This window comes from Pseudomonas juntendi, from assembly GCF_021560075.1.
In the GTDB taxonomy this organism is placed as follows: Bacteria; Pseudomonadota; Gammaproteobacteria; order Pseudomonadales; family Pseudomonadaceae; genus Aquipseudomonas; species Aquipseudomonas juntendi.
In genome coordinates this window covers 4,836,953-4,856,466 of sequence record NZ_CP091088.1, presented here as the reverse complement: position 1 = coordinate 4,856,466, position 19,514 = coordinate 4,836,953, and the positions used below count along the sequence as shown (strand labels likewise).

19 protein-coding genes are annotated in these 19,514 nt (G+C 62.0%); 11 read left to right on the top strand and 8 right to left on the bottom strand.

The window, feature by feature from the left end; genetic code table 11:
- Positions 1 to 419 precede the first annotated feature (419 nt).
- On the bottom strand, positions 420 to 1,007 hold the full coding sequence (locus tag L1P09_RS22515; RefSeq protein WP_235768136.1) for an LOG family protein: 588 nt from the start codon (positions 1,005 to 1,007) through the stop codon (positions 420 to 422).
- 349 nt (positions 1,008 to 1,356) lie between these two features.
- On the opposite strand from L1P09_RS22515, the gene azu reads away from it, so the two are divergent.
- The gene (gene azu, locus L1P09_RS22510; RefSeq protein ID WP_029885725.1) at positions 1,357 to 1,806 is read left to right on the top strand and encodes an azurin; all 450 of its coding nucleotides are present in this window, start codon (positions 1,357 to 1,359) and stop codon (positions 1,804 to 1,806) included.
- A 64-nt stretch (positions 1,807 to 1,870) separates the two neighbouring features.
- Here azu and nadE read toward each other — a convergent pair whose 3' ends face one another.
- Positions 1,871 to 2,698: an ammonia-dependent NAD(+) synthetase gene (nadE, locus tag L1P09_RS22505; RefSeq protein WP_009683309.1), complete on the bottom strand. Its 828-nt coding sequence runs from the start codon at positions 2,696 to 2,698 to the stop codon at positions 1,871 to 1,873.
- 3 nt (positions 2,699 to 2,701) lie between these two features.
- The gene (gene pncB / locus L1P09_RS22500; protein WP_009683308.1) at positions 2,702 to 3,907 is read right to left on the bottom strand and encodes a nicotinate phosphoribosyltransferase; all 1,206 of its coding nucleotides are present in this window, start codon (positions 3,905 to 3,907) and stop codon (positions 2,702 to 2,704) included.
- Between the two features lie 467 nt (positions 3,908 to 4,374).
- On the opposite strand from pncB, the gene L1P09_RS22495 reads away from it, so the two are divergent.
- The 6 genes from L1P09_RS22495 (at position 4,375) to L1P09_RS22470 (ending at position 10,889) form a co-directional block, all read left to right on the top strand.
- Positions 4,375 to 5,511, top strand: coding sequence for a branched-chain amino acid ABC transporter substrate-binding protein (locus tag L1P09_RS22495; protein ID WP_235768135.1), 1,137 nt, complete (start codon positions 4,375 to 4,377; stop codon positions 5,509 to 5,511).
- 158 nt (positions 5,512 to 5,669) lie between these two features.
- Positions 5,670 to 6,584 carry an ABC transporter permease subunit gene (locus tag L1P09_RS22490; protein WP_009683306.1) on the top strand — a complete coding sequence of 305 codons (915 nt, stop codon included), beginning with the start codon at positions 5,670 to 5,672 and terminating at the stop codon, positions 6,582 to 6,584.
- 2 nt (positions 6,585 to 6,586) lie between these two features.
- On the top strand, positions 6,587 to 7,888 hold the full coding sequence (livM, locus tag L1P09_RS22485) for a high-affinity branched-chain amino acid ABC transporter permease LivM (protein WP_054904951.1): 1,302 nt from the start codon (positions 6,587 to 6,589) through the stop codon (positions 7,886 to 7,888).
- A complete protein-coding gene (locus L1P09_RS22480; RefSeq protein WP_054904950.1) occupies positions 7,885 to 8,760 on the top strand; it encodes an ATP-binding cassette domain-containing protein in 876 nt (291 codons plus the stop codon). Before livM ends, L1P09_RS22480 begins: the two co-directional genes overlap by 4 nt.
- The gene (locus L1P09_RS22475) at positions 8,757 to 9,473 is read left to right on the top strand and encodes an ABC transporter ATP-binding protein (protein ID WP_009683302.1); all 717 of its coding nucleotides are present in this window, start codon (positions 8,757 to 8,759) and stop codon (positions 9,471 to 9,473) included. Before L1P09_RS22480 ends, L1P09_RS22475 begins: the two co-directional genes overlap by 4 nt.
- Positions 9,474 to 10,121: 648 nt before the next feature.
- Entirely contained in the window at positions 10,122 to 10,889 is a 768-nt protein-coding gene (locus tag L1P09_RS22470; protein ID WP_029885720.1) for an SDR family oxidoreductase, read from the top strand.
- A gap of 35 nt (positions 10,890 to 10,924) precedes the next feature.
- Here L1P09_RS22470 and L1P09_RS22465 read toward each other — a convergent pair whose 3' ends face one another.
- The 3 genes from L1P09_RS22465 to L1P09_RS22455 form a co-directional block, all read right to left on the bottom strand.
- A complete protein-coding gene (locus L1P09_RS22465) occupies positions 10,925 to 12,022 on the bottom strand; it encodes an AGE family epimerase/isomerase (protein WP_235768134.1) in 1,098 nt (365 codons plus the stop codon).
- A gap of 108 nt (positions 12,023 to 12,130) precedes the next feature.
- Positions 12,131 to 12,763 carry a TetR family transcriptional regulator gene (locus tag L1P09_RS22460; protein ID WP_009683298.1) on the bottom strand — a complete coding sequence of 211 codons (633 nt, stop codon included), beginning with the start codon at positions 12,761 to 12,763 and terminating at the stop codon, positions 12,131 to 12,133.
- A gap of 121 nt (positions 12,764 to 12,884) precedes the next feature.
- Positions 12,885 to 13,292 carry a hypothetical protein gene (locus tag L1P09_RS22455; RefSeq protein ID WP_054904947.1) on the bottom strand — a complete coding sequence of 136 codons (408 nt, stop codon included), beginning with the start codon at positions 13,290 to 13,292 and terminating at the stop codon, positions 12,885 to 12,887.
- Positions 13,293 to 13,628: 336 nt separating this feature from the next.
- Between L1P09_RS22455 and L1P09_RS22450 the strand changes: the two genes are divergently transcribed.
- Positions 13,629 to 15,695 (top strand): AsmA family protein, encoded by a 2,067-nt coding sequence (locus L1P09_RS22450; protein WP_192441118.1) that lies wholly within the window; start codon positions 13,629 to 13,631, stop codon positions 15,693 to 15,695.
- Positions 15,696 to 16,047: 352 nt separating this feature from the next.
- Here the strand turns inward: L1P09_RS22450 and L1P09_RS22445 are convergent, their stop codons facing one another.
- Together L1P09_RS22445 and osmE are read right to left on the bottom strand one after the other, a co-directional pair.
- Entirely contained in the window at positions 16,048 to 16,578 is a 531-nt protein-coding gene (locus tag L1P09_RS22445; RefSeq protein WP_009683295.1) for a ferritin-like domain-containing protein, read from the bottom strand.
- A 47-nt stretch (positions 16,579 to 16,625) separates the two neighbouring features.
- Complete coding sequence (osmE, locus tag L1P09_RS22440; RefSeq protein WP_009683294.1) at positions 16,626 to 16,967, bottom strand: osmotically-inducible lipoprotein OsmE; 342 nt, start codon at positions 16,965 to 16,967, stop codon at positions 16,626 to 16,628.
- 123 nt (positions 16,968 to 17,090) lie between these two features.
- Here osmE and L1P09_RS22435 point away from each other — a divergent pair, with 123 nt between their 5' ends.
- The 3 genes from L1P09_RS22435 to L1P09_RS22425 all read left to right on the top strand — a co-directional run bounded on the left by L1P09_RS22435 (position 17,091) and on the right by L1P09_RS22425 (position 19,439).
- Positions 17,091 to 17,981 (top strand): esterase/lipase family protein, encoded by an 891-nt coding sequence (locus tag L1P09_RS22435; RefSeq protein WP_192441116.1) that lies wholly within the window; start codon positions 17,091 to 17,093, stop codon positions 17,979 to 17,981.
- Between the two features lie 92 nt (positions 17,982 to 18,073).
- Positions 18,074 to 18,361 (top strand): PsiF family protein, encoded by a 288-nt coding sequence (locus L1P09_RS22430; RefSeq protein WP_029885715.1) that lies wholly within the window; start codon positions 18,074 to 18,076, stop codon positions 18,359 to 18,361.
- A gap of 70 nt (positions 18,362 to 18,431) precedes the next feature.
- Entirely contained in the window at positions 18,432 to 19,439 is a 1,008-nt protein-coding gene (locus tag L1P09_RS22425) for an AI-2E family transporter (protein WP_009683291.1), read from the top strand.
- The last annotated feature ends 75 nt before the right edge of the window (positions 19,440 to 19,514 follow it).

The window sequence follows — 19,514 nt, the reverse complement described above, 5'->3', positions numbered from 1 at the left end:
CAATCGCCGGCAAGCCACTACGGGGATCGCATCAGGGCTGACAGGTGTTTGCCACAAGGTATGCAGCGCCTGTTAGAGCGAGCGCCGCCCGCGCGGCGCATCGCGAGCTGCGCTTGCTCCTACGTTTGTTTCGGGCCAATTATTCCTGTGGGATTTGCGCGCGAACGCCTTGGCGCATGCCTCAAAATCGCGCCGTACAAACAAGGCGGCCGCGCGCGCCTGTCACAGGCGTTACTGGCCCGAAACAAACGTAGGAGCGAGCGCAGCTCGCGATGCGCCGCGCGGGCGGCGCTCGATCTCACAGGCACTGAAGATGCAGCGGCTACCCTTGCCAGGAACCATAGAATCTCCCACAGGTACAATGCTCGCTTTAGGATTTTGTGCAGACCCTGGGCTGCAAAGCAGCCCCTGAATCTGGTTTAGTCAGGCTTCTTGTCGACCCACTTCGGCGCCACCGGCGCGACAAAGCGGTCCATCGCGCCCAGCAGTTCATCCGGCTGCTGCCCCAGCAACAACATATCCCGGTGCTGCGGGCGCACGAAACCCTCCTCGACGATATGGTCGAGGAACCCGCCAAGCTTGTCGTAGAAGCCGTTCACATCCAGCAGCCCCAGCGGCTTGGCGTGGTAGCCCAGTTGCCCCCAGGTCCAAACCTCGAACAGCTCTTCCAGCGTACCCAGGCCACCCGGCAAGGCGATGAACGCGTCGCTCAACTCGGCCATGCGAGCCTTGCGCGCATGCATGCCATCGACCACTTCCAGCCGCGTCAGGCCTCTGTGGCCGACCTCGGCGTCCAGCAGGCTCTGCGGGATGATCCCTACCACGTCGCCACCTGCTGCCATCGCGGCGTCGGCTACCACACCCATCAAGCCAACTGCACCACCGCCATACACCAGCGTCCAGCCTCGGCGGGCAATCGCCTCACCCAGCGCGACCGCCGCCTCACGGTAGGCGGGGTTGCTGCCAATGCTGGCACCACAAAACACACAAACGGAACGTACAGGCATTACTCACCTCCAGTCATTCAGGGTGACAGGGTACGGTGGCTGACCGTCGCCTCCAAGGCCGTGTTCATTCCGGGCGAGAAAACTCGCAGATGGCGCCGGTAGCGCCGTGGGCGTAGGCGGCGAGCAGGCCGTTCAGAAACTGGGAGATGGGCATTTGGTATTGCTCCTAAATGAGAGGTTGTCCCATCGTCCAATAAAAGGGCATGATGTGCTCTTAGATTGGTTGTATACAATCCATTGAACAATTCAACTGACTGGCCACTTGACACCCCCTTGACCCATATCAGCAGGGTGCTGAACGGTTTCAGGCAGTCTCGCAATTGATAAAACCCTGCCAAGGAGATTCATGATGTTTGCGAAAGCTGTAGCGGTATCCCTGCTGACCCTCGCCAGCGCCTCTGTCTTCGCCGCCGAGTGCTCGGTAACTGTCGACTCCACCGACCAGATGTCCTTCAACACCAAGGAAATCACCGTCGACAAAAGCTGCAAGGAATTCACGGTCAAACTGACCCACTCCGGCAACCTGCCGAAGAACGTCATGGGCCATAACCTGGTGATCAGCAAGACTGCCGACATGCAGGGCATTGCGACCGAAGGCATGAGCCAGGGCCTGGAAAAGGACTACATCAAGGCTGACAACGCCGCGATCATTGCCCATACCAAAATGATCGGCGCGCCGGAAAAAGAAACCGAAGTGAAGTTCGACCCTTCCAAGCTGGAAGCCGGTGGTGACTACAGCTTCTTCTGCACCTTCCCGGGCCACATCTCGATGATGAAAGGCAAGGTTGTCGTCAAGTAATCAGCTGACGCCGAGCCCTGTAGGGGCGGGTAAACCCGCTCCTACAGGCATTGTTACAGCCTGATCAAGGGGCGAACGGCAATTCGCGCTTGTGCTGGGTCTTGCGGTAGGTGGCCACGATGATGTCGAACGCTGCCTGGTCGACCGGCTGCCCATGCAGGAACGCGTCGATCTGCTGGTAGGTCACCCCATGCGAGGCTTCGTCCGGTTTGCCCGGTGCCAGGTCTTCCAGGTCTGCAGTCGGCACCTTCTCCACCAGTGACTCCGGCGCGCCAAAACTGCGTGCAATGGCCCGCACCTGGTTTTTTACCAGGCCGCTCAGCGGCGCCAGGTCGCAGGCACCATCACCAAACTTGGTAAAGAAGCCCATCACCGCTTCGGCGGCGTGGTCGGTACCGATCACCAGCCCTGCGCGCGCGCCGGCGATGGTGTATTGGGCCACCATGCGCGTGCGTGCCTTGACGTTGCCTACCACGAAGTCCACCAGCGCCGGCGAGCCGCTTTTCAATTCCACCACTTCAGCCGCCAAGGCGCGCACTGCCGGGGCGATGTCCACGGTGTGCACTTCGTCGGCCCTGATCACGTCCAGGCAGGCCTGGGCGTCATGTTCATCATGCTGCACCTGGTACGGCAGGCGAACGGCGATGAAGGTATAAGCCTGGTCACCGGTTTCGGCGCGCAGTTCGTTGATGGCGCGCTGGGCGAGCAGGGCGGCGGTCAGCGAGTCGACCCCGCCGCTGATGCCCAGTACCAGGGTCTTGAGCCGGGCGTTGGCCAGGCAGTCCTTGATGAACGCCACGCGCCGGGCAACTTCTGCCTCTAGCGCGGCCGCGTCGGCGAACGGCGGCTGGACCTTCAGCGCCTGGGCAATTTCTTGCTGAACCGCTTGCATGGGTTACTCCTTGCTGGGGACTTTGAATACGTGACGCATGTAGGCAACGAAGTTGGCGTCGCGGCACTGGGTCTTGGCCGCTTCGTCGGAAATCTTGGCCACCGGTGCGCCGTTGCAGTCGGTCATTTTAAGCACGATGCTCATGGGGACCACACCCGGTATGTCGCAGGTCAGGTTGGTACCGATGCCAAAGCTGACGTTGATGCGCCCGCGCAGGGCCCGGAAGATTTCCAGGGAGCGGGTGAGGTTGAGGCTGTCGGAAAACACCAGAGTCTTGGTCATCGGGTCGATACCCAGTTTCTGGTAATGGGCGATCGCTTTCTCGGCCCAGGCTACCGGCTCGCCGGAGTCGTGGCGCAAGCCATCGAACAGCTTGGCGAAGTACAGGTCGAAATCGCCGAGGAAGGCATCCATGGTGATGCAGTCGGTCAGGGCGATACCGAGCAGGCCGCGGTACTCGCGCACCCAGCAGTCCAGTGCGGCGATCTGGCTGTCGATCAGCCGCGGGCCCAACTGCTGGTGCGCCATGATCCACTCGTGGGCCATGGTGCCCAGCGGCTTGATATCCAGTTTCCATGCCAGGTCGACGTTGCTGGTGCCGACGAAACGGCCAGGGAAGTCGTCGCGCAGTACCCGGACCACTTCCTCCTGCACGCGGCTGGAAAAGCGCCGGCGGGTGCCAAAGTCGGCTACCTGCAGTTCGGCCAGTTCGTCGTCGCTGGCGTGGGCGCGCAGCCAGTCGAACTTGCGGTACAGCTGGTCGCGTGCCTCGGCCAGGCGCATATGTGGGTGCAAGTGGCGGTTGCGCACCTCGCTGATGATCGCCAGCAAAGGCACTTCGAACAGGATCACATGCAGCCAAGGGCCTTTGAGGCGCAGGAACAGCTGATCGTGCTCGATGCCGAGGTGCACATAGCGCAGGTTGAAGCGAAACAGCCGCAAAAACCGCAGGAAGTCGGGCTTGAGGAAACTGATGCGCTCCAGAAACCCCAGCTGGCCATCATCGAGCGTGAGGTCGTTGAGTACCTCCAGCTGGTGGCGGATTTCGCCTAGATACGGCCGCAAGTCCTCGCCGTTGCGGCAGCGGAATTCCCATTCGACATCGGCGTCCGGGTAGTTGTGCAGCACACCCTGCATCATGGTGAGTTTGTAGAAATCGGTGTCGAGCAGGTTGTGCACGATGCGCTCGGCGAATGCGCTCTCGCTCATCAAAGGGGCTCCGGAGGCGGCGAATGGGGGACATTGTGCCAGCCTTTTCGGCCTTGTTGTGTCTGCGCTGGCCTGTTCGCCGGTGAACCCGCGCCTGCAGGGCCGCGTATCTGCCAAATCCGCGTGTTTTTCGGTGCACCCGCCAGCCTTGAAACGGTGCTGCCTGTAGCAGTCACGCACCACGGGTGTGCAGTTCGGTGACGTCTGCTGTTACAGGCCGGTTGCACGTAAACACATGGCAGGGTTGCAATGATGGCACTCAGTGGTTGCTCCTTGTCTGTACGGGTGGTGGCGCCCGGCGCGTGGCAGACGGTTGCACGCTCAATAAAGAAAAGGCCGTCGGTCGCCTGTGCGCGCCGGTGGTGGTGTGATTTTCCGTAAGACAAAACCGATGGCACGGCCCTTGCTCTGAGCATTGGGCTGAGAAGTTGTAGTGCCAACCAAAAAAACTCTAGGAGCACCACCTCATGTCGCAGACGTTTTACAAGAAAGATTTCCTGGCGCTTGCCGTAGCCACGGCACTGGGTGTTTCTTCGTATGTCCAGGCCGACGTCAAGATCGGCGTAGCGGGGCCAATGACCGGGGCCAACGCAGCGTTTGGCGAGCAATACATGAAAGGTGCGCAAGCTGCGGCCGACAAGATCAACGCCGCGGGTGGCGTGAATGGCGAGAAAATCGTACTGGTCAAAGGCGATGACGCCTGCGAACCGAAACAGGCCGTTGCCGTAGCCAACCGCCTGGTCGACCAGGACAAGGTGATCGGGGTGGTCGGCCACTTCTGTTCGTCCAATACCATCCCGGCCTCCGAGGTGTATGACGAGGCCGGCGTGATCGCCATCACGCCCGGTTCGACCAACCCACAGGTCACCGAGCGCGGCCTGAGTGCCATGTTCCGCATGTGTGGCCGTGACGACCAGCAGGGCGTGGTCGCCGGCGACTACATTGTCGACGTGCTCAAGGGCAAGAAAGTCGCGGTGCTGCACGACAAGGACACCTACGGCCAAGGCCTGGCTGATGCCACCAAGGCACAGCTGGAAAAACGCGGCGTCAAGCCTGTGTTGTACGAAGGCCTGACCCGTGGCGAGAAAGACTTCAGCGCCGTGGTTACCAAGATCCGTGCTGCCGGTGCCGATGTGGTCTACTTCGGCGGCCTGCACCCGGAAGCCGGCCCGCTGGTGCGTCAACTGCGCGAACAGGGCCTGAAGGACGTCAAGTTCATGTCGGATGATGGCATCGTCACCGATGAGCTGGTGTCTACCGCCGGCGGCGCGCAGTACGTCGATGGCGTGTACATGACCTTCGGCGCCGACCCGCGCCTGCTGCCAGACAGCAAGGCCGTGGTCGAGGAGTTCCGCAAGGCGGGCACCGAACCGGAAGGCTATACCCTGTACGCCTACGCCTCGCTGCAGGCGCTCGCCGCCGCCTTCAACGGCGCCAAGTCGAACAAGGGCGAAGACGCTGCCAAGTGGCTCAAGGCCAACCCGGTGCAGACCGTCATGGGCGAAAAGAAGTGGGACAGCAAGGGCGACCTGACCGTGTCCGACTACGTGGTCTACCAGTGGGACAAGGACGGCAAGTACCACCAGCTGGACAAACAAAAATAATAACGGCCACCCGCCCGGGTTGCGCATGCGCCCGGGCCTGAGCCCCTGCGGTACCTGTCCTTATTCGGAGACCTGCACGGTCGTGCACTGCTGGGGCCGCATTGTCCGTGGCCTTGCGTGGTCGGCATGCGTGCAGTCTCGCTCAGTGAGATTGCGTTATGGATGGTATTTTCCTGCAGCAACTGGTCAACGGCCTGACCCTCGGGTCGGTCTATGGCCTGATCGCCATCGGCTACACAATGGTCTATGGCATTATCGGCATGATCAACTTCGCGCACGGCGAGGTGTATATGATTTCCGCCTACCTGGCGGCGATCAGCCTGGCATTGCTGGCCTATTTTGGCGTCGAGTCGTTTCCCCTGCTGATGCTGGGCACGCTGTTGTTCACCATCGTCGTCACGGGGGTGTACGGCTTCACCATCGAGCGCATCGCCTACAAGCCGCTGCGTAACTCTACCCGCCTGGCACCGCTGATCAGCGCCATCGGCATTTCGCTGATCCTGCAGAACTACGCACAGATCAGCCAGGGCGCTCGCCAACAAGGCGTGCCAACCCTGCTCGAAGGCGCCATGCGCATCGATGTCGGCACCGGCTTCGTGCAACTGACCTACACCAAGATCTTCATCCTGGTGGCGGCATTCCTGGGCATGGGCCTGCTGACCTATGTGATCAAGTACACCAAGCTCGGTCGCATGTGCCGCGCTACCCAGCAAGACCGCAAGATGGCCTCGATCCTGGGCATCAACACCGACCGGGTCATTTCCTACGTATTCGTCATTGGCGCAGTGATGGCCGCCCTGGCAGGTGTGCTGATCACCATGAACTACGGCACCTTCGACTTCTATGCCGGCTTCATCATCGGTATCAAGGCATTCACCGCTGCAGTGCTCGGTGGCATTGGCTCCTTGCCGGGCGCCATGCTCGGCGGAATCATCCTGGGGATCTCCGAATCGCTGTTCTCCGGCCTGATCAACTCCGACTACAAGGACGTGTTCAGCTTCTCGCTGCTGGTGATGATCCTTATCTTCCGCCCACAAGGCCTGCTGGGTCGCCCGCTCGTGGCTAAGGTGTGAACATGTCGATTGCCAAAATTGCTTCTGCTTCTGAAACCAAAGGTTTCGATATCAAACGCAGCCTGCTCGAAACCCTCGTCGCCGGCCTGCTGGCGCTGATCGTGTTCGGCCCGATCGTCGGCGTGGTGCTCGACGGTTATACCTTCAACGCCGAACCCCGCCGCGTGGCCTGGCTGGTAGGTGGCGTGATGCTCGGGCGTTTCCTGCTCAGCCTGTATGTGCAGACCGCTGCCGGCCGGCGCATGCTCGAAGGCTTCGACAGCGGTGGCTCGGGCGTGCATGTGCGGGCGCCGAACCATGTGTCGCGGCTGCGCTACATCATCCCGGCGCTGATCGTGATTGCCATCGTCTTCCCGATCTTCGCCAACAAGTACCTGCTGACCGTGGTCATCCTCGGCCTGATCTATGTGCTGCTGGGCCTGGGCCTGAACATCGTGGTCGGCCTGGCCGGCCTGCTCGACCTGGGGTACGTGGCCTTCTACGCCATTGGCGCCTACGGCCTTGCACTGGGTTACCAGTACCTTGGCCTGGGCTTCTGGAGTGTGCTGCCGCTGGCAGCCATTGCGGCGGCCCTTGCCGGGTGCATCCTGGGCTTCCCGGTGCTGCGCATGCACGGTGACTACCTGGCAATCGTGACGCTGGGCTTTGGCGAGATCATTCGCCTGGTGCTGAACAACTGGCTGTCGTTCACCGGCGGCCCCAACGGCATGCCGGCGCCGTCGCCGACCTTCCTTGGCCTGGAGTTCGGCCGCCGGGCCAAAGACGGTGGGGTGCCCATCCATGAGTTCTTCGGCTTTGCCTACAACCCCAACCTCAAGTTCGTGTTCATTTATGCGGTGCTGTTCATGGTCGTGCTGGCCGTGCTCTACATCAAGCACCGCTTGACCCGCATGCCGGTCGGCCGGGCCTGGGAAGCGCTGCGCGAAGACGAGATCGCCTGCCGTTCGATGGGTCTGAACCACGTGCTGGTCAAGCTCTCGGCCTTCACCCTGGGTGCTTCCACCGCGGGTTTGGCCGGCGTGTTCTTTGCCACTTACCAAGGCTTCGTCAACCCCTCGTCGTTCACCTTCTTCGAGTCGGCCTTGATTCTCGCCATCGTCGTGCTGGGTGGCATGGGCTCCACCGTGGGCGTCGTCATTGCGGCATTCGTGCTGACCGTGGCGCCCGAGTTGCTGCGCAGCTTCTCCGAGTACCGGGTGCTGCTCTTCGGTGTACTGATGGTGTTGATGATGATCTGGCGACCGCGGGGGCTGATCCGCATCAGCCGTACCGGTGTGACCCCGCGTAAAGGAGTGGCGCCATGAGCGACGAAATCATTCTGTCGGTCGACAACCTGATGATGCAGTTCGGCGGCATCAAGGCGCTCAGCGACGTGAGCCTGAAGGTCAGGCGCAACCAGATCTTCGCCCTGATCGGCCCCAACGGCGCCGGCAAGACCACGGTATTCAACTGCCTGACCGGTTTCTACAAGGCCAGTGGCGGGCGCATCGAACTGAACGTGCGCGGTAGCCACACCAATGTGATCCAGCTGCTGGGCGAGCGTTTCCAGGCGGTCGACTTCGTTTCGCCGGCACGCTTTGCCAGCCGCCTGTACTACAAGATGTTCGGCGGCACCCACCTGGTCAACCGCGCGGGCCTGGCGCGCACCTTCCAGAACATCCGCCTGTTCAAGGAAATGTCGGTGGTGGAGAACCTGCTGGTGGCCCAGCACATGTGGGTCAACCGCAACCTGCTGGCAGGGGTATTCAATACCAAGGCCTACCGCAAGGCCGAAAGCGATGCGCTGGACCACGCCTTCTACTGGCTGGAGGTGGTCGACCTGGTCGACTGCGCCAACCGCCTGGCCGGTGAGTTGTCGTATGGGCAGCAGCGCCGCCTGGAAATCGCCCGCGCCATGTGCACGCGACCGAAGATCATCTGCCTGGACGAACCGGCGGCGGGCTTGAACCCGCAGGAAACCGAGGCACTTAGCCAGATGATTCGTGTACTGCGTGACGAGCACGACATCACCGTGGTGCTGATCGAACACGACATGGGCATGGTCATGAGCATTTCCGACCATATCGTGGTATTGGACCACGGCAACGTGATTGCCGAGGGTGCGCCACAGGACATCCGCAACAACCCGACGGTGATCGCTGCCTACCTGGGTGCAGACGAAGAGGAACTGGTATGAGTGCACCCATTCTCGAGCTGAAGGACCTGGACGTGTTCTATGGGCCGATCCAGGCGCTGAAAAAGGTATCGATGCACATCAACGAAGGTGAGACGGTCAGCCTTATCGGCGCCAACGGGGCCGGCAAGTCGACCCTGCTGATGTCGATCTTCGGGCAGCCGCGGGCGGCTTCCGGGCAGATCGTCTACCGTGGCACCGACATTACCCGCAAGTCATCGCACTACATTGCTTCCAACGGCATCGCCCAGTCGCCGGAAGGGCGCCGGGTATTCCCCGACATGAGCGTCGAGGAAAACCTGATGATGGGGACCATCCCCATTGGCGACAAGCATGCCGACGAAGACATGCAGCGCATGTACGAACTCTTCCCGCGCCTAAAAGAGCGGCGTAACCAGCGGGCCATGACCATGTCCGGTGGCGAGCAGCAGATGCTGGCGATTGCCCGGGCGCTGATGAGCCGGCCAAAATTACTGTTGCTGGACGAGCCCTCACTGGGGTTGGCACCCATCGTGGTCAAGCAGATCTTCTCGACCCTGCGGGAACTGGCGAAGACCGGCATGACCATTTTCCTGGTGGAGCAGAACGCCAACCACGCCCTGAAACTGTCGGACCGTGCCTACGTGATGGTCAACGGGCAAATTCGCATGACCGGGACTGGGCAAGAGTTGTTGGTCAACGAAGAAGTGCGCAGCGCTTACCTGGGAGGGCATTAGTTCCCCCTAGGGGCCGCGATCCATGCCCGGTCGCGGTCCCCTGTAGGAGCGGCCTTGTGTCGCGATGGGCTGCAATGCAGCCCCCTTCCCATGTGGACAACTCAACCTAACCGGGCGCTCAACCCGTTCACCCACAGCTACCCAACCCCGCTTCCCGCAAGCCAAATCTTTTCCACCGATAATGTGGAACCGCCTGTGGAAAACATGGTGGTATCCCCCTCCAACCCAACACCATCAAGCCCTACAGCCTCTTGATCATTTTTTGATCAGTGCACCCCTGTGGATTGTTTTCCTAGGCAAATCACGTCATTCCAACCACTGCCAGCACTGCGCAAATTCTGTGGATAACTCTGTGTAAAAGCCTTGGACACCCCGCTACAGGCGGCATGCTTGAAAGCCTTGCGCCACCACCGAAAAGAATGCCGCCGACCAGGACGGGCTGAAAGGGTTCCGCCGGACAGCGAAGTTGCCCCCAATCCGTGGGGAAAGCCCTGTGGATAACATGCGCATAGCTGGCGCGGAGGCTTCTGCCACAAGGGTTTGCCGCACATGAACAAAAAATGACCAGCTGCCTTTTCGGCTTGCCGCCAGCGTTGGCCACGGGCATGCTGCAAAGCTGCCATGACCACCCACTGCGAGGAACAGAGCATGTCATCCACCGTATTCATCACTGGCGCCACGTCGGGTTTCGGCGAGGCCACAGCCCGCCGTTTCGCCGAAGCCGGCTGGAAGCTGGTGCTAACCGGTCGTCGCAAGGAGCGCCTGGACGCCTTGTGCGCCGAGCTTTCTGCCAAGACCGAAGTACATGGCCTGGTACTCGATGTGCGTGACCGCAAAGCCATGGAGCAGGCCATTGCCAGCCTGCCAGCCGGCTTCGACAAGCTGCAGGGCCTGGTCAACAACGCCGGCCTGGCGCTGGGCGTGGATGCGGCGCAGAACTGCAGCCTGGACGACTGGGAAACCATGGTCGACACCAACATCAAGGGCTTGATGTACACCACCCGCCTGCTGCTGCCACGGTTGATTGCCCATGGCCGTGGGGCGTCGATCCTCAACGTCGGTTCGGTGGCCGGCAACTATCCGTACCCGGGCAGCAACGTGTATGGCGGCACCAAGGCCTTTGTCGGGCAGTTCTCGCTGAGCCTGCGCTGCGACCTGCGTGGCACAGGTGTGCGCGTGAGCAACATCGAGCCGGGCCTGTGCGAAAGTGAATTTTCGCTGGTACGGTTTGGTGGTGACCAGGCCAAGTATGACGCCACCTACGCAGGCGCCGAGCCTATCCAGCCGCAGGACATTGCCGAGACCATCTTCTGGATCCTCAACCAGCCCGCGCACATCAACATCAACAGCCTTGAGCTGATGCCGGTGAGCCAGGACTGGGCCGGGTTCTCGATCGACCGGTCGGTCAAGGGCTGAGCCAGGGCCGCTCGGCGGCCACAGCCGCGAAGGCTTCAGCTCAGGCGCTGCAAGCCTTCCAGGCAAGTTGCCAGGTGGTAGGGCGTAGTCGAAGGCATGTCATGCCGGCTGACGGCACCCTCGCCATCCCGGCATTCGTACCAGCCAGCCTCGCGCAGGAACCGCGCTTCCAGCACCTGCAACTGTTCAGGCAACCTGGCTTCACCGCCAGCGCGCAGCACCAGCGCACGCAGGTACTCCGCCTGTGCCCAGATGCGCTGGGTGGCGTCCAGCACCTGGCCGTCCACGCCCAGCATGGCGAGCACTGCGCCACCCTGCACCCCTTGTTGTTCGGCGTAGCTGAACGCCCGGTCGATCGAGGCATGCAGCGGCGTATCTCGCAGCAGCGGGGAGGTGTGCAACAGGTAGAACCATTCGAACTGGTGGCCAGGCTCGTACCAGTTATCCACAGCCCCGCGCGGTTTCTCCAGCATCAGCCCATGGGCCGGTTCGACGAAATGCGCCTGGAGTGCTGCACACAGTTGCAGCAGTGACTGCCGGGTATGTTCGTCGTCGCGAACAGCCAGTACCTGCAGGAAGGCCTCGGCCAGGTGCATCTGTGGATTCTGCAGGGGCCCGCTGCCCAGGTCTGCCCAATCCTCGCCCAGGCTTGCTTCGTACAGGCCATCGTCCCTGGCGAACTGCTGGTCGATGATGTCGAGGCCGGCATTGAGTGTGGATTCCACCAGGCTTTCGCCGACCTTGCCCCAGTAATGCGCGCAGGCAAAGACGATGAAGGCGTGGGTATACAGGTCCTTGCGCCGGTCCAGCGGGTTGCCCTGGGCATCGATGCTGTAGAACCAGCCCCCGTGCTCCGCGTCGTGAAAGTGCTTCTGCAACGAGCGGAACAGCGCGGCTGCACGCTCGGCGGCGCCCGGTTGTTCGATGCGGCTGCTGAACAGGTACAACTGGCGGGCGCAGGCCATGGCCCGGTAGCGCTGTACCGGTAACGGCCGGTGCTGGGCGTCGAGGGCTTCGTAGGGCAGTGCCATGTCGGCATTCCAGCCAGGGCCTTGCCACATTGGCACGATGCGCTCGGCGAAGTGCTGGATGAAACGGGCCAGTGCGGGCAGGGTAGGGCGGGGGTCGGACATGTCGGCGCTCGTGGCTGTCGGGCAGGGCGCCATGGTAGCAGAAGTGGGGTTTTCGGTAGCCGGTGGTGCGCTTGCCCGGCTGGCCGGGCGGGGTTGAGCGAAAGGCGATCAGCCCGGGTTGCCTAACCCTTGCCAATGCCGCGCCCCGACGAAGATGAAGCGCAACTGCTGAGTGATCTTTTCCTGTGGCGACAGGGCCTGTGGATAACCCGCTTCTGGGCTGTCGATCAGCTCGGGCAGGGTGGCGAACACCGTTTTCACCACCAGGTCGGCCATCACCGTCAGCGCCGCGCTGTCCAGGTGCTGCCAGCGTTTCATGCGCGCAAGGTCGGTGGCCAGGTCGTCGCTTATGTTCTGACGCAGGCGGGCAATGGCCTGGCGCACCGGCTGTGACCCACCATACTGTTCCCGCGCCAGGAACAGAAACAGTGCGCGGTGGGCGGCGACTACATCGAGAAAGATGCGCACCGAGGCGTCGGTGATGCCGCCCAGCTCGAATTCGTTGTGGCGGACCAGGCGAATGGTCTGGCGGAAGGTGGTATCGATCTCGGCCACCAGGGCCAGGCCCAGGGCGTCCATATCCGGGAAATGCCGGTAGAAGCCGGTTGGCACGATGCCGGCTGTTTTCGCCACTTCGCGCAGGCTGATGCTGCCAAAGCCCCGGCCACTTTCCATGAGCTGGCAGGCGGCATCGAGCAGGGCCTGGCGAGTCTGTAGCTTCTGTTCGGCGCGCGGCAGCATGGTGCGGGCTTCTGTGACGGTGAGGCTGGGCACTCTAGTTAAAAAAACGAAGCCCGGTCAATGACCGGGCTGGGAGGGGAGCAAGCGGTGTGACACAGGTTGTTCTTTTCAGCCATGGCAATCAGCTCACGTGGCTGATTGCAACCAGGCGATCCGAACCACCTTCGGCCACGCGGCCGGACTGTTCGATGAGGCGATCCGAACCACCTTCGGCTACGCGGCCGGACTGTTCGATGAGGCGATCCGAACCACCTTCGGCCACGCGGCCAGATTGTTCGATCAGGCGATCCGAGCCACCTTCGGCCACGCGGCCGGACTGTTCGATGAGGCGGTCCGAACCACCTTCGGCCACGCGGCCGGATTGTTCGATCAGGCGGTCCGAGCCACCTTCGGCGACTGTTTTCAGCGGTTGGGCAATTTCGACAGCGCTCGAACGCGATTCCGCAGTGAGGTGTTGTTCTGCCGCTGGCAGGGCAAAGGCGTTGGCGGCCAGGATGGACAGGGTCAGGGTCAGCAGTTGGCGTTTCATGATTCGGTGCTCCTTTCGGGGGCTGGAAAGTGGGTACGAAGCCAATGCTACGCCGGGTAACGCCAGAGAGAAGTTCATACGGGTAATGGTAACAATCGACCATATTGATAGAGCTCGGCGAGCGCTCTGTTAAGCGCCTTGCAGGCTCGTTGATGGCAAAATGCCGAGGCTGTTGTGGGGTAACATGAGCGCGGCCGCGCCACGATTTGCTGAGCGAATGGCCAGGAAAAACTTCGCTAAGATGACGCTCCCGATAAAACCCCACGGGTTTTCATCAGTCCCAGATACTAAGTGCCCCGCCGCGCCTGTTTCGAGCCCCGCAAGGAGAATCACGCAATGACGCGTCCCGCCAGAATCCTCGTCTGGACCCTCGCCACCCTGCTCACGCTGCTGGCAATACTGGTAGTGGTGATCGCCACCTTCGACTGGAACCGCGTCAAGCCGTTGCTCAACGAGAAGGTGTCCGAGGCCTTGCATCGGCCGTTCGCAATCAACGGCAACCTCGCCGTGCATTGGCGTACCGAGCCAGAAGAAGGCGGTTGGCGTGCCTGGGTGCCATGGCCGCACTTCACCGCCGAAGACCTGACCATGGGCAACCCTGAGTGGTTGCAGGAGCCGAAGATGGTGGGCCTGGAGCGCGTAGAGTTCCGCCTGGCGCCACTTGCGCTATTGGTGCAGAAGATCAGCATTCCGCGCATCAACCTGACCAAGCCCACGGCCAGCCTGACCCGGTTGGCAGATGGCCGGGCCAACTGGACATTCGATTTCGGGCCGAAGGACCAAAACGAGGCACCGTCCAAATGGCAGTTGGACATTGGTGCCATCGGCTTTGATCAAGGCAATGTCAGCTTCGACGACCAGACCTTGAAAACCCGCATGAAGGTGCAGGTTGACCCATTGGGCAAGCCAATCCCCTTCAGCGAAATCGTTGGCAAGGCCAGCGCTGAAAAAGCCGGCGGAGCGCAGGATTACGCCTTTGCTTTCAAGGCCCAGGGCCGCTACAAGGGGCAGCCGGTGTCTGGCACCGGCAAGATCGGTGGCCTGCTGGCGCTGCAGGACGCCACCCAGCCGTTCCCGTTGCAGGCCGACGTGCGCATTGCCGATACGCACGTGGTACTTGCCGGCACCCTGACCGACCCACGCAACCTGGGTGCCCTTGACCTGCGCCTGCGCCTGTCGGGCGCCAGCCTGGGCAACCTCTACCCCTTGACGGGGGTGACCTTGCCCGACACCCCGGCCTATTCCACGGACGGCCGGCTCAGCGCCAACCTGCATGCAGCCGAAGGTGCGCGTTTCAAGTACGAGGGTTTCAACGGCAAGATCGGCGACAGCGACATCCACGGCGACCTGGCCTTCGTCGCCAGCCAGCCACGGCCCAAGCTGACGGGCAAGCTGGTGTCCAACCAGCTGCTGTTCAAGGATCTGGCGCCGCTGATCGGCGCTGACTCCAATGCCGAGCAGAAGGCCCGTGGCGGGGCCAGCAAGCAACCGGCCGGCAAGGTGCTGCCGGTCGAAGAGTTCCGCACCGATCGCTGGCGCGCCATGGACGCCGACGTCACCTTTGCCGGCAAGCGCATCGTGCACAGTGCGCAACTGCCGTTCAACGACCTGGCGGCGCATGTGATTCTCGATGACGGGCTGCTACGCCTGGAGCCGCTGCGGTTTGGCGTGGCCGGTGGCAACCTGGCCTCCAACATTCGCCTGGATGGGCGCAGCGTGCCGCTGCAAGGGCGGGCACAGTTGACCGCCCGTGGCTTCAAGCTCAAGCAATTGTTCCCCGGTTTCGCGCCCATGCAGACCAGTTTTGGTGAGCTCAATGGCGATGCCGATATCAGTGGCCGTGGCAATTCCGTCGCTGCCCTGCTAGGCACGGCCAATGGCGACCTGCGCATGTTGGTCAACGATGGCGCCATCAGCCGCAGCCTGATGGAGATTGCGGGTTTGAACGTGGGCAACTATGTGGTCGGCAAGCTGTTTGGCGATGAGGACGTGCAGATCAACTGCGCGGCGGCCGATGTTGGCATCAAGGACGGCTTGGCCTCGACCCGGCTGTTCATCTTCGACACCGAGAACGCGATCATCTATATCAATGGCACGGCGAATTTTGCCAGTGAGCAGTTGGACCTGAAGATCACCCCTGAATCGAAAGGGCTGCGGCTGTTCTCGCTGCGTTCGCCGCTGTATGTACGCGGGCCATTTGCCAAACCCAATGCGGGTGTACAGGCGGTGCCCTTGGCGTTGCGCGGTGCGGGCATGGTGGCGTTGGGGGTTGTGGCAGGGCCTGCAGCCGGTTTGCTGGCGCTGATTGCACCCAGCAGTGGCGATGATCCGAACCAGTGCACACCGTTGTTGCAGCAGATGAAGGCGGGCAAGGCCCCCGCTGCGGTGAAAGGGCGTAAATAGCAGCCAGCTGTGTTGCCGGCCATTGCCACCCGCGGGCGCTGTTTGAGGTGCGGGTTTACCCGCGAATGCGGTAGCGGAGGCGACGGTGAATGGCCAGGAGATAGCCGCCGGTAGGCCCGGCCTCTTCGCGGGTGAACCCGCCCTTACAAGGGGCGCTAAGCACCTAATGCCAGTCAGTTAAGTAATTTGGGGCCGCTTTGCGACCCTTCGCGGGCACGCCCGCTCCTACAGGTAATCGCGCATGTCTTGATTTCAGCGCCAAACCTGTGGGAGCGGGCGTGCCCGCGAAGGGCTGCAAAGCAGCCCCAGTAACGCTTAACTGACTGGCATTCCGCTAAGCGCCCCCTGGTCCTTACAAGCCTTGCAGCAAGTCGGACATGTCGTCTGCGTGCTCTTCTTCCTGCGCCAGGATGTCTTCGAAGATGCGGCGGGTGGTAGGGTCTTTGTCGCCGATGTACTGGATGATTTCGCGGTAGCTGTCGATTGCGATGCGCTCAGCGACCAGGTCTTCCAGCACCATCTCCTTCAGGGAGTTACCGGCCACATACTGAGCATGCGAGTTCTTGGTCAGGTTGTCGGGGTTGAAATCCGGCTCGCCGCCCAACTGCACGATGCGCTCAGCCAGCTTGTCAGCGTGCTCGGCTTCCTGGTTGGCATGCTCGAGGAATTCGCTCGCGGCAACGCTTGCCTTGATACCGCTGGCCATGAAGTAGTGGCGCTTGTAACGCAGCACACACACCAGCTCGGTCGCCAGGGACTCGTTCAGCAAGCGCAGGATCTGTTCGCGGTCGGCGTGGTAACCCTCGGTCACGGCGCCTTGCTCAACATGCTGGCGGGCACGTTCGCGCAGGGTTTTTACATCGGTCAGTTCTGTAGCACTCATATTCATCTCCGAAAGCATCAGGGTGGTCGTGGCATGCAGGGTGAGACTTACGCGCCGTGAACGGCCTCGCTGTCTTCTTCGCGTTGTTTACAGGTTTTGAAGCCCTTGGCATCAACATGGCCGGTGGCGTCGAAACGCACGTAATACGGTTGTTGCTTGCCATCGTGGTTAAGAATGTAGTCGTTGCAGGTGCCCCCGTGCGGCAGGTCGATCACATTCGATGGGCTACCGCCAATGGCGATGACCTTCTGCATGGTCATGCCGTGCTCCACCTGCTTGACCAGCGGTTCGTCACGGTAGGTGACGTAGTCGACCGGGTTTTCCGGGCGGCTGCCGCAGGCGGCCAGGGTGGCGCTTGCCAGAAGGATTGCCAGGGTCTGCTTGTACATGGTCCCGCTCCTTGCAAAGGGTCTGTGTGGTTTTGAACAACAGCGCGCGCCAGGAGTTCGATTGCGATGCCCACGAAAGCCGCTGTAGGGTTGGCCAAACCTCCACGCAAAGGGTCAGGGGCAATGCAGCAGGATTTGGCCACGCAATACCCCTTGGTACTGGTGCCAGGGATGCTCGGGTTCGTTCGGGCCGGGTTCTATCCCTACTGGTTCGGCATTGTCCCGGCCTTGCGCAAAGGGGGCGCGCAGGTGTTCCCGGTACAGGTTTCGCCGCTGCACAGCAGTGAGGTGCGCGGCGAGCAACTGCTAGGCATCATCGAAGACATCTGCAAGCGCACGGGCGCTGCCAGGGTCAACCTCATCGGCCACAGCCAAGGCGCGCTGAGCGCGCGTTACGCCGCCGCCAGGCGACCAGCCAGGGTGGCATCGGTCACCTCGGTGGCCGGGCCCAACCATGGCTCGGAGCTGGCCGACCACCTGCAACGCACAGCGCCGGGGGATTCGCCCCAGGGGCGTATGCTGAGGGCGGTGCTGCATGCCCTTGCCGTGGTGCTGGGGTGGCTGGAAACCGGTTGGCGACGCGACCCGTTGCCGGTGGATGTGCATGCCTCGCATCAGTCGCTGACCAGCGCCGGGGTGGCACTGTTCAACCAGGCTTACCCACAGGGCTTGCCGGCCACCTGGGGCGGGGAAGGTGCCCATGAAGTCAACGGAGTGCGCTATTACTCATGGTCCGGCACCTTGCAGCCCGGGCTGACCGACCGGGGGCGCAACCGCTTCGATGGCAGCAACCGTTTCTGCCGCCTGTTCGCCCGCAGCTTCGTCAGGGAAAAGGGCCAGTGCGACGGTATGGTGGGGCGCTTCAGCTCGCACTTGGGGCAGGTGATCGGTGACGATTACCCGCTCGACCACCTGGATATCGTCAACCAGCAGTTCGGCGCCGTAGGGCGGGGTGCCGAGCCGGTGCGGCTGTTCACCGAACACGCCGCGCGGCTCAAGGCGGCAGGCCTTTAACGGCGGATGTGGGGGGGCTGGGGGCTGAAATTCTTGGCTACACTCTCACCTCGACACCCGTGCATCGGGCACGGAGCCCAGGAGACCACTCCATGAAAGTGCTGCACATCCCGTTACTGGCCCTGGCGTTGATGTTCAGCGCCCAAGGCTTCGCTGCCAACACCGCGCAGCAGGAAAAAATGAAAACCTGCAATGCCGACGCCACCGCCAAGGCCCTCAAGGGTGATGAGCGCAAGGCCTTCATGAGCACCTGCCTGAAGAAGAGCGCCCCGCAAACCCAGCAGGAAAAGATGAAAACCTGCAACGCCGACGCCACCACCAAAGCCCTGAAGGGGGACGAGCGCAAAGCGTTCATGAGTGACTGCCTGAAGAAGAAGTGACCTGCGCCTATGCCTGCGCCGTCAAGGCTGGCAGACTGCGGGCATTCCCGCTGTCTGCCTTCGAGGCTGTATGACCTTTACCCCGCGTCAGATTACCTTGGCCAGCCTGATCATCGTCATGGCCGGCCTGCTGCTGGCTTTGCCGCTGAAGTTATTGCCCAGCCTGCTGGCCGGCTTGCTGGTGTTCGAACTGGTCAACATGCTGACCCCGCGCCTGCAACCCCTGCTGGCCGGGCAACGCGCGCGCTGGCTGGCGGTGGCGCTGCTGGGCACGCTGGTGGTGCTCAGCCTGAGCCTGCTGATTGCCGGCGCGTTCAGCTTCCTGCTGCACGAGGCGGAAAACCCCGGCGCCTCGTTGGACAAGTTCATGGCCCTGGTCGAACAGGCCCGCAGCCAGCTGCCGCCGTTCATCGAAGCCTACCTGCCCGCCAGTGCTGCCGAATTCAAGGTCGCCATCGGCGACTGGATCAAAAGCCACCTCAGCGACCTGCAACTGGTCGGCAAGGGCATGGCGCACATGTTCGTCACGCTGCTGATCGGCATGATCCTCGGCGCCATCATTGCCTTGCAGCGCATTCCCGATGTGTCCCGGCGCAAGCCGTTGGCGGCGGCATTGTTCGAGCGCCTGGCCTTGCTGGTACAGGCGTTTCGCAACATCGTCTTCGCCCAGATCAAGATTTCGCTGCTCAACACGGCCTTTACCGGCATTTTCCTGGCAGTGGTGATGCCGCTGTTCGGGGTGCACCTGCCGCTGACCAAGACGCTGATCGTACTGACCTTCCTGCTGGGGCTGCTGCCGGTGATCGGCAACCTGATGTCCAACACCCTGATCACCATCGTCGGCTTGTCGCTGTCGATCTGGGTGGCGGCGGCGGCGCTGGGCTACCTGATCGTCATCCACAAGGTCGAGTACTTCCTCAACGCCCGTATCGTGGGTGGGCAGATCAGCGCCAAGGCGTGGGAGCTGCTGCTGGCGATGTTGGTGTTCGAGGCGGCGTTCGGGCTCCCTGGAGTGGTGGCGGGGCCGATCTACTATGCCTACCTGAAAAGTGAGCTGAAGCGGGCCGAGCTGGTTTGAAGCGGCAAGCTACAAGCGGCAAGCTACAAGTTGCAAGTTGCAAGTTGCAAGTTGCAAGTTGCAAGCTGAGCACCT